Origin of the sequence: Legionella quinlivanii (assembly GCF_003265995.1) — a bacterium.
GTDB classification, from domain to species: Bacteria; Pseudomonadota; Gammaproteobacteria; order Legionellales; family Legionellaceae; genus Legionella_C; species Legionella_C quinlivanii_A.
This window is the reverse complement of sequence record NZ_MVJN01000006.1, coordinates 130052-142410: the sequence shown is the minus strand read 5'-3', so window position 1 is coordinate 142410 and position 12359 is coordinate 130052. Positions and strand designations below refer to the sequence as shown.

Genomic DNA, 12359 nt, shown 5'->3' with positions numbered 1-12359 from the left:
TCATGAAAAAGAGTGGGAAAACCTTAAAGCAATGGCTGAGTGAGCTGGAAAACCGGCATGTGCAGGAAATCCAGCTAGGCTTGAGCCGTATTAAACGTGTTGCTGAGGAATTGGCTTTATTAAGGCCTGCGCCAACCGTTATAACAGTCGCGGGCACCAATGGCAAGGGCAGCGTTGTAGCTACTCTTGAAGAAATATATTCCAACACAGGATATCGCGTCGGTGTCTATACTTCACCGCATTTGGTTACTTTTAACGAAAGGATCCGGATTAATAGAAAGGCGATTGAAGACGAACAACTTGAAAATTACTTTGAACTTATTGATTTTGCAAGAAAAGATACCGCGCTAACCTTCTTTGAAACGGCGACACTCGCTGCCTTATTGCATTTTGAACAGCATGATCTTGATCTGGTAATTTTAGAGGTGGGATTAGGTGGAAGACTGGATGCTACCAATATTATCGATAATGATTTGGCTATTATTACCACAGTCGATTTTGATCATCAGGAATATCTTGGAACAAGCCTTGAGGCTATTGGAACAGAGAAAGCAGGGATTCTTCGTACCAACAGAGCGTTTATAGGAGCTGCTTCCGATTTGCCTGCCTCAGTTTTAAAAAGAGCAATGGATGTCGCAAAACCAGTATTGATTAATGGCCAGGATTATTCGTATAAAATTGCAGATGATATTCTCGAGATTAATTTTCGAAAACAGTTACTTCAGTTACCCAAACCCCATTTACATCCAGATTCTGTGGTAGCCGCAGTCATCGCGTCGAAAATTCTAAGCGAAAAATTACCGGTAGAAGATAAGAACATTGCAATTTCCATTAAAAGTGTTCATTTACCCGCTCGTTTACAAATGATAGAAAAAAACGAGAGGAGGCTCCTTTTAGACGTGGCGCACAATCCGCAATCTGCAAGATTTTTGGCAGAATTTGTGACGCAGCAAAAAATACATGGTAATATTCATGCGGTTTTTTCTGCTTTAAATGATAAAGACATAAAAGGAATAGTCGAGCCACTTTTACCTTTGGTTAATTATTGGTATCCTGCAAGGCTTGAGAGTAAGCGCGCCTGTGTTGCAGAACAATTATTAAAAGAGCTGCCTGAGAATATCGAGCAAACAAAAGGCTATTTTAGTAGCCCTGAAGAAGCTTATAAAGCGGCATTCCGGCAGGCAAAAGCAGGCGATTTAATTATTGCCTTCGGATCTTTTATTCTGGTAGGTGCTGTTTTAAATGCAGTATCTGATTCTTACCTGGAGGAGTTACTATGACATTAGTAATGGACGAGCGTATTAAGCACAGACTTATTGGACTTGCTGTAATTATCTCTTTAGGAGCCATTTTTGCTCCCGCGATTATGAAAAAATCAAGCCAACGCCTGGAAGGGCCCTCAAGTATTTCCATCAAGCTGCCTCCAAAGCCGGTGCTGCCTCAGGTCACTGCATCTGATGAGGAAACCATGTTTAAATCTGTTAAAGTGGCTCATGTAGACATTCCAACGGCTAATGAAGATTATCAACCTGCTACGACTATTGCCAAAGCGGAGCCCTTAAGTCCGGTTAATGGCGCAAAAACAATAGACTATGCCAGTGCTCAGATTGATAATCCTGATGCTCTGAAAGAAGCTCGAGCGCAGGAAGATAAAGCAGATGTGATGAGCAATCCACCCGTAGAGCTGGCTCAACATAATAGCGTATCCTACTCTTCACATGCGGCATCAAATGAAGATGTAAAACGAGTCGCTCTTGAACAGAAAAAGCCTTTAGCCAGCATACCCGCTGCGATTCCTGCAAAAGAACTGCCAAAAACTATTGTAGCAAGCAAGTCGCTTCCAGCAGCTAAAGCCCAGGCTAAGCCGGTGGCAAAGGCTCAGCAACTGGCCAAAGCGCCTGTGACCAAAGCTCTTCCTGGCAAAACAGCTTACTCAGTTCAGGTTGCATTATTTGTACAGCAAAAGAATGCGATTGCATTGGTTAACAAGTTAAAAAGCAAAGGATTTCAGGCTTCCTATAATAAAGTCCAAAGCAAAAACGGTATTGCTTATAAAGTGCTGGTAGGGCAAATGAATCAGAAAGATCAGGCTCTGAAGCTAAGAACACAGCTGGCTAGCGCGATGCAGATTAATGGATTTGTTGTACCTACCACAGGAATCAGCTAAAGATGCAATGGTACTGGATTGATATCGCCATCATACTCATAATAGGTCTTTCAGTTATCACCGGTTTATTCCGTGGATTTCTGAAAGAATTAATAGCCCTTTCCGTATGGATAGTGGCTATTTGGCTTGCATACAATTACGCTTCTGTCTTATACCCCTGGCTAGGAAATTATATTCAGGATCAAACAGTTATTAAAATTGCCTCCTTCGTTATTGTCTTAACTGCAACAGTAATTGTAGGTGGTATTATTAATGCGCTTCTTGGTTTTATATTAAAACGCTCCGGGTTGAGTGGCACTGATCGATTATTGGGAATGGGATTCGGTTTCATACGCGGTGTTTTTATTGTCTCATTAATTATCGTGGTTATTCGTATGACCTCTCTCCCGCAGGAAGAATATGTCAGCCAATCACGCCTTTACTCCAAGTTTACTCCCGTAGTCGACTGGATTTCCAGCAAGGTACCCGATTTAATTAATCAGGCTAAATCGCTGGATCAAACAAACAGCCTCGCTGATTTTCCATCCGACTTCGAGTTGTCTCAATCTTAAGATTCCAGATATAAGCTTTGGTAGTTTACAAAGCTTATATCTTTCTCCGGTTCACTTATTTTGCATCTGGTATACTAAATTCGATGGCATTTCTAAAGCGCCGTCTATACTTTTATTAAAGGATGTCAGGAGCCTGGAATGACTGCGAACAATGAGAATGTCTTACATCATGTCAATAAGATGCAGCAAGCATTTAAAGATCAGGTGGACCATCTTCGAAAAGACATTAAACTAATTAATGAGCCACAGTGCAAAGCCATGTTTGAAACAAGTGCTGAAGTGTTATCAGGTTTGATTAAAGCGTTTGAGGATTATAAAGAGAAAATAGAAGAAGCCTGGAAGCACTAAAGAAACTTCTAACAGCGCAACATCAGAGATAAAGCTTATTATGAGTAATGAACTCAAGCACTGATTCAGGCATATTTTCAGAGTTCAATAAAGAGTTTCTCCGAATTTCGGTTGACGAAATGGGATAGGCGCCGGCATCAAAAAAATAAATAAGCCCTTGTGCGGTATTTTTCAGATCAACCTCTCTTTTAGTCAGGTGTCTGGAAAGCGATTCCGTCAGATTGCTACTGTCGCTCGGGCTAATATCAGGCCGTTTTATCACCAGGATATTTGCTAACTCCAAAATCCGGGTCCATTGATGCCATTGCGGTAACTGATGGAAACTGTCCATCCCCATCAGCAGAGTCAAAGCGACATTTTCTCCCAGCTCCTCGCGATAACTCTCGAGTGTTGTAACCGTATATGATGGCGATGGGCGATTAATCTCACGCTCGTCAATTTCAAAATGGCAGGAAACCGGATAATCAGCCAGAGCGAGCTCTAACATCTTTAATCGTTGAGTAGGGGAAGCTGTCGCGCTCTGCTTTAACAGGGGTAATTTACAGGGTAAAAAAATAAAGCGCTGAAAATGGAAATGCTGCTGAACATTTTCTGCTATGCCCAAATGCCCCTTGTGTACAGGATCAAAGGTCCCCCCAAATATTAATACATTATCCAAGATAGCCTGCCTTTCTCCCTGTACATAATGCCATTGCTATTATCTCAAGACTACGCCAGATTTGACCGGGCTGGTTAGCGCTTTTAATTTTTTTGTCTAAAAGCTCGCATTGGTTTAATAACTGAACCAGAAAAGCAACTTCAAAACGCTTGATTGCCGTTTGATAGTTGCCTAGCTTTGTGGACCAAATCTTTAACTGTGAAGCTGCATCGCGAAATGAGCAGTGTGCTGTTTTATGCTTCAATTGAATAAGCAGTCGAATTTCCTGGCTTAATATCCATAAGATTAAGCTGGGTTCGGTCTTATTTTGGCTGGATTGCCTGAGAAGGAGGAGGGCCTTGGCCTGATTGGCTAATAAACAAGCGTCTGCCAGCTCAAAACTTAAAAACTCGCATTGATTGTGCAAGTGCTCCTCTACATCCTTCAATGTCAATCGCGTATTGGATTCTGCAATTAATTTGATTTTTTCTAATACCTGAGCACAGGCTGGAAGATTATTTTCATTATATTGATAAATAAGCGCAGGAATTGCTTCATCAAAGTCAATCGAGTGTTGCTTAAGCTGCGAGGCTATCCATTCCTTACAGCTATTGGCACTCATTGGGCTTGCAGCAATAATCATAATAGCCGGATGACTACTGATAAATTGAAGGGCTTTTAGCGTCAGATCGGGTGCCCGAAGGATAAGCAAACATTGGGGGTTTGGAGAGGATAAATAGGTTTCAAGAAACTGTTTGCCAGCAGAATCCAGTGTTTTTTTATCATAGCGTACATCGAGAATCATCATACTGCTAAACAGTGAGAAATTGTTTGCCTCTTCCCGTAGCATAGTCCAGTCGGCTGCTGCATTGATTTGCAGTATTTTTGTGTCGCAATCCTCTTTATTACGTGTTTGCCAGGCGGATATTAACACTCTCGCATAGTGGTTTACTTGAAATGGCTCCTGTCCGGTTATTAAATATACGGGAAGAAATTTGTCTGGCGCTGGTAAATTCAGGTGGTTTAATTTATTTAACATGAAATTAGTTTAGCTTGCGATTAATTCGATTCATGATTTGCATGGCTGCATCACGGCGCATTTCACTGTAAATAAGCGTTTCCTCCGCATTGGACCCTAAAATTCTGTTGTTATTGACTGTGAGTTGTCGGGTTACAGTAACCTGATTTGAAGAAAGCAAGGGTTCGCCATTTGTTTTGATCAGAGAATAGACTGCGGTATAAATGAGCTGATATTGACGGGGCGTTGTACTGGCTCCGACACTGGTGATTTGTTCCTGAATGGTATCTTTTTCGAGAATCAACATAAATGAAGACCCTTTGGCAGATGGAAGAACGCGTATGCCATAGGATTGTAGCTGATCCTTTAATTGCAAATGCAGGTCAGGTTGTGCACCCTGGTTTATTAATGCCACATTATTAAACCAGGACGGTATTTCATAAGTTCCGCGCAGCTTGAAACCACATCCTGCTAACAGGATGATGAGTACTGCGAGGAAGTAGCGTTTAAACATTAACTAAACCACCAGATTGATCAGTTGACGGTGAGCAACAACTATCGCTTTTTTAATGCTTTTGCCTTCAACAAAGGCATGAGCCTCCCTGGTTGCTGTTTCAATCAATTCCTGTTCGGAGGCATCGCTCGGAGCGGTAAATTGCGCTCTTAATTTGCCATTCACCTGAACAATAAAATCAACCTGATCGGTTTTTAATGCACTTTTGTCGACTTTGGGCCAAGAAGCGTCAATGATTGCTTTTTCATAACCCAGTTGCTGCCATAAATGATGGCAGATGTGAGGCGTAATAGGCGCGAGTAAACGCAATAAAATACTCATGCTGGCATGAATGAAATATTTGTCATGCTCGGTTTCTATTGAATAATCAGAAATCTCATTAAACAATTTCATGCAACCAGAAACTACGGTATTAAATTGTTGCTTCTCATAGTCATTAGAAGCCTGAGCCAGAACTTGATTTACAGTCAGGCGTGATTTTTTTAATCTGTTATCAGCCTGCTGCCAATCGACATGCCCATTACCATTGCAAATCGCGTTATTAACTTCAGTAAACAGTTGCTGATTTTTGTGAGCGAAAGCCCAGACCCGCTTCAAAAAGCGATGAGCTCCTTCCACTGCGGTATCAGACCATTCCAATGATTGCTCGGGAGGCGCTGCGAACATGACAAAAAGACGTGCGGTATCCGCGCCATAAGTATTAATCAAGTGATTGGGGTCGACCACGTTACCCAATGACTTTGACATTTTATGGCCATCTTTTAATACCATTCCCTGAGTCAGCAGAGCTTTAAAAGGCTCATCAGAATTAACCAGGCCTTCATCGCGCATCAGTTTATGGAAAAATCGGGCGTATAAAAGATGCATAACGGCGTGTTCAATGCCGCCAATGTACTGATCTACGGGAGTCCAGTATTTAGCGCGATCATCCAGCATGGCATTGTCCTGTCCTTTGCAGGCAAAGCGCGCGTAATACCATGAAGACTCAATAAAGGTATCGAAAGTATCGGTCTCTCGTGTTGCATCCTGACCGCATTTAGGGCAGCGTGTTTGTAAGAATTTTGCTGACTGCGCCAGGGGTGAGCCACTTCCTGTAAATTCAATATCATCCGGCAGTGTTACCGGGAGATCTTGTTCGGCGACGGGAACAATGCCGCATTCTTCACAGAAAATCATGGGAATAGGAGTTCCCCAATAACGCTGACGAGAAACGCCCCAATCGCGCAAACGGTAATTAACCGTAACTTTACCTAAATCTCTGCTTTCCAGATAATTAGCAATAGTGCTTACAGCCTGGGAAGAAGTCAGACCAGTGAATTCGCCGGAATTAATTAATTCACCTTCTTCTGTAAAGGCTGATTTATCATAATTATGAGTTACCTCGCCAAGCGGCTTTATCACTTCCTTAATCGGTAAGCTATATTTATTGGCAAACTCCCAGTCACGCTGATCATGAGCAGGAACAGCCATGACGGCACCTGAGCCGTATTGCATCAATACGAAATTGGCAATCCAGACGGGAATACTTTCTCCAGTCACAGGATGAGCTGCTGAGAAGCGAGTTGCAATCCCTTTCTTCTCCATAGTTGCCAAATCAGCCTCCGCCATGCGGATCCCCTGACAGCTGTCGATAAACTCGCGAACTGCGGGATCCTGATTGGCTGCCTCTTTAGCCAGGGGATGATCAGGGGCTACGGCGAGATAAGTGACGCCCATCAGGGTGTCAGGCCGAGTAGTGTAAATTTTGAGTCGTTTGGGATACTCATTAACCTGAAAGCCAATCTCGCAGCCCTCGGAACGGCCAATCCAGTTACGCTGCATTTGCTTGACCTGTGCTGGCCATTCTTCAAGCGTATCCAAATCTTTAAGAAGTTCATCGGCATAGGCAGTGATTTTAATGAACCATTGAGAAATTTCACGCCGTTCGACAAGCGCTCCGGAACGCCAGCCGCGCCCATCGACTACTTGCTCATTAGCCAGAACAGTCTGATCAACAGGATCCCAGTTGACCACAGCATTCTTTTTGTAAACTAAACCTTTTTCATAAAGCTTAATAAAAAACCATTGCTCCCAGCGATAGTAATCCGGATCACAGGTTGCTATTTCACGTTTCCAGTCATAGGCATTCCCCAGGCGCAGGAATTGCTCTTTCATTGCTGCAATATTTTTCTTAGTCCATTCAGCAGGGTGAATTCCGTGTTTTATTGCCGCGTTTTCTGCTGGTAGGCCAAAAGCATCCCAGCCAATGGGCTGCAGAACATTCTTGCCTAAAGCACGCTGATATCTTGCAATTACATCGCCAAGAGTGTAATTCCTCACATGGCCCATATGGAGCGTTCCGCTTGGATAAGGGAACATGGACAAGCAATAAAACTTTTCTTTGTTCAAGTCTTCAGTGACATTGAAGCATTGCTTCTTATGCCAGTATTGCTGGGCCTGTTCTTCTACTTCTTGTGGTTTATAACTAGTATCCATAGTCACTACATTAGATTACTTAAGCTGCCTAGGATAACCCCTCTTGTGCTTAGCAGCAATAGTTTACTGATGCTGTTTCTTAGGAAATCCAGATATCATGGCCCCTAGAAAAATACCAAAAGAGAGGATTAGTATCGGCCAATCACCCAAGAGCACCCAGGGTGTGCTTCCAGTCGCAGGATAGATGGACGCGCGGAGCAGACCGGCATTAAAAGCAGGAAGTGAGGTCACAATATCTCCTCGCGTATTAATGACGGACGATAATCCATCATTGTTCGAGACAACCTGGTATCTCCCGGTTTGCAGGGAACGTACCTGGGCAATCTGTTGTTGCTGATACATGGCGAGCGAGTGTCCAAACCAGCCATCATCACTGATAGAAACAATCCACTCCGCATGGGGAAACTGCTTGCGAAGCAATTCTCCATAGGCCAGTTCATAGCAAATAAGCGTCGCGACAGGATGCTTATGAACTCTGATTAGCGATTGCAAGTTTTTCCCTGGCTTTAAATTGGCATCAGGGATCTGTAACCAATTCATCAATGGCTGAAAAATACCGGGTATATATTCGCCAAATGGAACTAAATGCTGCTTTAGATAAAACCCCTGGGCTTCCCCCAGACTGATTAATGCATTGAAATAGTCGTCGGCGTCGATTTTAGTGGGTTCTGGTATCCCCAAAAGAATTCCACTGCCTGCATTCTTTGCTTTTTCCCGTAAGTCATCGAGAAAATCGCTTATATAGGAAGAGGGGAGTGGGATAGCCGATTCCGGCATCACAATAAGCTGAGTACCAAGTAAACTGATAACGTCTTTCTGATAACGATCAAGAAGTTTCCAGAACAGCGTCTCATCCCACTTGTCGCGCATGGACAAATTGGCCTGAATAACGCCAATGGATACCGGCGTGTTCGATATATGGACCCACTCTATGGGTTTTAAGGCAAGCGGAGCGAGGATAGCTGAAACAAACAACACAAGATAAGTCAGTTGTTTTCTTTTCTCAACGCTGAATGCACAAACCAGTAGCGTGGCGGCAAACACAGTCAGAAAGCTCGCTCCATAAACCCCTAAAACAGGTAAAAGGTATTTAACCGGTGCATCAAATTGACCGAATCCAAGCAGAAGCCAGGGAAAGCCGCTTAAAATGGAAGCACGCAGAAATTCGCTGATGACCCAGAGTGCACTGAAAAATAACCCTGAAGTCATTGTTGGGCGTTTAGTTGAAAAAACATTAAAGACAAGGGCAAGCAACGCAGGAAAAAATGATAAATACAGGATGAAAAGCAGGGTGATTAATCCTGAGAGCACTGGATTTAAATGGCCATATTCGTAAATGCTGACATAAATCCATGACACCCCAAACCCGAAGAAGCCCAGGCCAAAAAATAATCCACGCAGAAAACCAGAACCTTTAGAATGCGCACAGAGCCCATAATAGAAGAGAGCCAGACCTAGAATCGCCATGCCGGGTATATGAAAGGGGGCAAATCCCAGCGGTAATAACAAGCCGTATATGAAAAATTTGAAGTAATGCATCCAGGTTAATTTTTTTGTGGTTTCAATCTGCAGTGGCTCAAAGGAGACGGCGCTGGTCATGACATAGTTTCATTAAATGAAAGAACGATAGGATACTACAGCTCAAAGGTCAACTAAGATCACCAGAAAGAAGGTGATATATTTTTTGTAACTCCTCAGGTACGTCATCCAAAGCGTAGCGAAGGATCTCAAACTGCTTGGAACTGAGTCAGCTTCAGGAGATCCTTCACTGCGTTCAGGATGACGTTGAGACCATGAGAGTTACATTTAAATTTACGCATTGGCTGTCTATACTTGATTTGTTTTCAATCATTTTTTCCGAGTTGTAATCGCTACATAAAAATCGTTTTTTTTCAAGGTATGCAAACCGGTTTTATTTGTGTAGGATGACAACTGTTTTCTAACGGAAGGGAATAACTATGTATAATGTTATGATTACAGGTGCAGGTAAAATCGGAAGTCTTATCGCTTGTTTACTTGCAAGCAGCAAGGATTATCAGATTCACCTGGCAGATTTGGAATTTTCTGGTACCGATGTAACGCGCTTGCTGCAAACGATGCCGCAGGTCAAGACGGTAGCGTTGGACGTTACCGATGAAGAGTCAACCCAATCCTACATCGAAAAAAATAAAATCATTGCGGTCATTTCAAGCCTCCCTTATTTTCTCAATACCCATGTCGCCAGAGCGGCAAAACTGGCAAAAGCCCATTATTTTGATCTGACTGAAGATACCTCAGTTACCGATGCGGTCAAGCGCATTGCCGAGGGAGCAGAAACAGCGTTTGTGCCTCAGTGTGGATTGGCTCCTGGTTTTATCAGTATTGCTGCAAACAGCCTGATGCAGGAGTTCGATGAATGCTTTCATGCCAAGCTTCGAGTAGGTGCATTACCACAACGCGCTAATAATGCCTTTCATTATTCCTTAACCTGGTCTACTGATGGTGTAATCAATGAGTATGGAAATCCATGCTTTGGTATTGAAGCGGGTAAACCGGTTGTTGTGCAACCTTTGGAAGGACTTGAGTCAATACAAATCGATGGCTGTGAATACGAGGCTTTTAACACATCCGGAGGACTGGGAAGTCTGGCTGATTTGTATAAAAATAAAATTCAGACTTTGAATTACAAAACGATGCGGTATCCAGGACATTGTGAAAAAATGCGCCTGCTGATGAATGATCTGAAACTCAACGAAGATCGAGGCACATTAAAACGAATTCTCGAAAAAGCCATTCCCAAGACCTATCAGGACATTGTGATTGTGTATGTAACTGTTGAGGGGATAAAGCATGGTGAGTTAACTGAAAAGAGCTATGTTAAAAAGGTATATCCGGAAACTATTTTAGATTTGGAATGGTCTGCTATTCAAGTCAGCACTGCCGCCGGAGTATGCGCCGTAGTTGACCTGGTTTTAGGACAGGCAAATGAATATCACGGACTGGTGCTCCAGGAAAAATTCCGCCTCGCAGATGTGCTGTCCAATCGTTTTGGTAAATATTACGCTTAGGAGTAAATAATCGATGGATTTTTTGAAGCATTTAGGTATTCAGGATACGAATGCCGGCGCTTATAGCGGCCAGGGTTGGCAGAGTGAATGCAGAGCAGATAAGCTGATTTCCTATTCTCCAGCCACTGGAGAAAAAATTGCAGAGGTTGCTACCTGTTCCAGTGATGACTATCAGAAGATTATGAGTCGAGCTGAGGCTGCTGCCCTGGCATGGCGTCAGTATCCTGCACCGAAGCGAGGAGAAATTATTCGTCAGATGGGGCAGGCTTTAAGAGAGCATAAAGACTGGCTTGGAAGTCTCGTTTCTCTGGAGATGGGTAAATCCAAACAGGAAGGTGACGGTGAAGTTCAGGAAATGATTGATATCGCCGATTTTGCGGTCGGTCAATCCCGCATGCTCTATGGTAATACCATGCACTCAGAACGCCCCAATCATCGGATGTATGAGCAATGGCATCCTTACGGTATTATCGGTGTTATTTCAGCCTTCAATTTTCCTGTGGCGGTGTGGTCCTGGAATGCCTTTCTTGCAGCTATCTGCGGTAATGTGACTCTGTGGAAGCCTTCTGCAAAAACGCCTCTTTGCGCGATTGCGGTGCAGAATATTTGTAATAAGGTATTAAAGGAAAATAATTGCCCGGAAATTTTTTCGCTGATTATTCCGTCCAGTCACGATGTAGTGGACATGATGGTTGAGGATAAACGAATCCCCCTGGTTTCATTTACTGGTTCTACCGCTGTAGGTAAAACAGTGGCTGCGAAAGTCGCTGCTCGCCTTGGGAAAACCATTCTTGAACTTGGCGGCAATAATGCAATTATTCTGGATGAGTCAGCAGATCTTAGTCTTGCGATTCCCGGAATAGTATTTGGTGCTGTCGGAACGGCAGGCCAGCGATGTACAACAACCAGACGCTTATTTGTACATCAGTCTATGTACAAGGAAGTAGTTCGCAGATTGCAGCATGCGTATGAGCAAATAACAATTGGCGATCCACTTAATCCTGACAATCTGATGGGTCCTTTAATCGACGAGCAAGCGGTTTCTCAATTCGGTCAGGCTATTGCGCGTGTTAAAAAAGCCGGCGGGCAAATAGTCGCGGGTGGAGAAAGCCTGAATCGAAAAGGATATTTCGTACAGCCTACACTGGTAACAGACGTGCAGAACAGCTGGGATGTAGTTCAGGAAGAAACCTTCGCGCCTATCTTATATGTCATGCCGTTTAGCAGCATAGAAGAAGCCATTGAACTGCAAAACAGTGTTCCTCAGGGCCTTTCCTCGTCTATGTTTACACAAAATCTCAAGCATGCCGAGCGTTTCCTGAGCGCAATGGGAAGCGACTGTGGGATAGCCAATATCAATATTGGCACTTCAGGTGCTGAAATTGGCGGAGCTTTTGGCGGTGAAAAAGAAACAGGTGGCGGCAGAGAATCTGGTTCTGATTCCTGGAAAGCTTATATGCGTCGTCAGACCAATACGATTAACTGGGGAAATGAGTTACCGCTTGCCCAGGGGATAAAATTTAATTTATCCTGAAATTCTTCAATAGCCGTATCATGCTTCAGAGCCTGTCGATTTTCACCCGACAGGCTCTGATATGGCTG

At 43.5% G+C, this 12359-nt stretch carries 11 protein-coding genes; 6 read left to right on the top strand and 5 right to left on the bottom strand.

Annotation, left to right across the window (positions count from 1 at the left end):
- The first annotated feature begins 2 nt into the window (after positions 1 to 2).
- From folC to B1207_RS09010, 4 genes are all read left to right on the top strand, one after another.
- The gene (folC, locus tag B1207_RS09025; protein ID WP_112219656.1) at positions 3 to 1280 is read left to right on the top strand and encodes a bifunctional tetrahydrofolate synthase/dihydrofolate synthase; all 1278 of its coding nucleotides are present in this window, start codon (positions 3 to 5) and stop codon (positions 1278 to 1280) included.
- Entirely contained in the window at positions 1277 to 2167 is an 891-nt protein-coding gene (locus B1207_RS09020) for an SPOR domain-containing protein (protein ID WP_112219655.1), read from the top strand. Before folC ends, B1207_RS09020 begins: the two co-directional genes overlap by 4 nt.
- Before the next feature lie 2 nt (positions 2168 to 2169).
- Positions 2170 to 2718 carry a CvpA family protein gene (locus B1207_RS09015; protein ID WP_112219654.1) on the top strand — a complete coding sequence of 183 codons (549 nt, stop codon included), beginning with the start codon at positions 2170 to 2172 and terminating at the stop codon, positions 2716 to 2718.
- A gap of 138 nt (positions 2719 to 2856) precedes the next feature.
- Positions 2857 to 3066: a hypothetical protein gene (locus B1207_RS09010; protein WP_112219653.1), complete on the top strand. Its 210-nt coding sequence runs from the start codon at positions 2857 to 2859 to the stop codon at positions 3064 to 3066.
- 22 nt (positions 3067 to 3088) lie between these two features.
- Here the strand turns inward: B1207_RS09010 and nadD are convergent, their stop codons facing one another.
- The 5 genes from nadD to lnt form a co-directional block, all read right to left on the bottom strand.
- On the bottom strand, positions 3089 to 3724 hold the full coding sequence (nadD, locus tag B1207_RS09005; RefSeq protein WP_172458235.1) for a nicotinate-nucleotide adenylyltransferase: 636 nt from the start codon (positions 3722 to 3724) through the stop codon (positions 3089 to 3091).
- Positions 3717 to 4742 carry a DNA polymerase III subunit delta gene (gene holA, locus B1207_RS09000; protein ID WP_112219651.1) on the bottom strand — a complete coding sequence of 342 codons (1026 nt, stop codon included), beginning with the start codon at positions 4740 to 4742 and terminating at the stop codon, positions 3717 to 3719. The genes nadD and holA overlap by 8 nt, the downstream gene beginning before the upstream one ends.
- Positions 4743 to 4746: 4 nt before the next feature.
- Positions 4747 to 5235, bottom strand: coding sequence for an LPS-assembly lipoprotein LptE (gene lptE / locus B1207_RS08995; protein WP_112219650.1), 489 nt, complete (start codon positions 5233 to 5235; stop codon positions 4747 to 4749).
- Positions 5236 to 5238: 3 nt separating this feature from the next.
- On the bottom strand, positions 5239 to 7710 hold the full coding sequence (leuS, locus tag B1207_RS08990) for a leucine--tRNA ligase (RefSeq protein WP_112219649.1): 2472 nt from the start codon (positions 7708 to 7710) through the stop codon (positions 5239 to 5241).
- A 63-nt stretch (positions 7711 to 7773) separates the two neighbouring features.
- Complete coding sequence (gene lnt, locus B1207_RS08985) at positions 7774 to 9309, bottom strand: apolipoprotein N-acyltransferase (protein ID WP_112219648.1); 1536 nt, start codon at positions 9307 to 9309, stop codon at positions 7774 to 7776.
- A gap of 359 nt (positions 9310 to 9668) precedes the next feature.
- Here lnt and B1207_RS08980 point away from each other — a divergent pair, with 359 nt between their 5' ends.
- Together B1207_RS08980 and amaB are read left to right on the top strand one after the other, a co-directional pair.
- Positions 9669 to 10757, top strand: coding sequence for a saccharopine dehydrogenase family protein (locus B1207_RS08980; RefSeq protein ID WP_112219647.1), 1089 nt, complete (start codon positions 9669 to 9671; stop codon positions 10755 to 10757).
- Positions 10758 to 10770: 13 nt separating this feature from the next.
- Positions 10771 to 12291 (top strand): L-piperidine-6-carboxylate dehydrogenase, encoded by a 1521-nt coding sequence (gene amaB, locus B1207_RS08975; protein ID WP_112219646.1) that lies wholly within the window; start codon positions 10771 to 10773, stop codon positions 12289 to 12291.
- Positions 12292 to 12359 lie beyond the last annotated feature (68 nt).

Excerpts from the sequence above, each read along its gene's own strand:
- folC (WP_112219656.1), top strand. The coding sequence starts at position 3 with ATGAAAAAGAGTGGGAAAACCTTAAAGCAATGGCTGAGTGAGCTGGAA.
- B1207_RS09020 (WP_112219655.1), top strand. The coding sequence starts at position 1,277 with ATGACATTAGTAATGGACGAGCGTATTAAGCACAGACTTATTGGACTT.
- B1207_RS09015 (WP_112219654.1), top strand. The coding sequence starts at position 2,170 with ATGCAATGGTACTGGATTGATATCGCCATCATACTCATAATAGGTCTT.
- B1207_RS09010 (WP_112219653.1), top strand. The coding sequence starts at position 2,857 with ATGACTGCGAACAATGAGAATGTCTTACATCATGTCAATAAGATGCAG.
- holA (WP_112219651.1), bottom strand. The coding sequence starts at position 4,742 with ATGTTAAATAAATTAAACCACCTGAATTTACCAGCGCCAGACAAATTT.
- lptE (WP_112219650.1), bottom strand. The coding sequence starts at position 5,235 with ATGTTTAAACGCTACTTCCTCGCAGTACTCATCATCCTGTTAGCAGGA.
- leuS (WP_112219649.1), bottom strand. The coding sequence starts at position 7,710 with ATGGATACTAGTTATAAACCACAAGAAGTAGAAGAACAGGCCCAGCAA.
- lnt (WP_112219648.1), bottom strand. The coding sequence starts at position 9,309 with ATGACCAGCGCCGTCTCCTTTGAGCCACTGCAGATTGAAACCACAAAA.
- B1207_RS08980 (WP_112219647.1), top strand. The coding sequence starts at position 9,669 with ATGTATAATGTTATGATTACAGGTGCAGGTAAAATCGGAAGTCTTATC.
- amaB (WP_112219646.1), top strand. The coding sequence starts at position 10,771 with ATGGATTTTTTGAAGCATTTAGGTATTCAGGATACGAATGCCGGCGCT.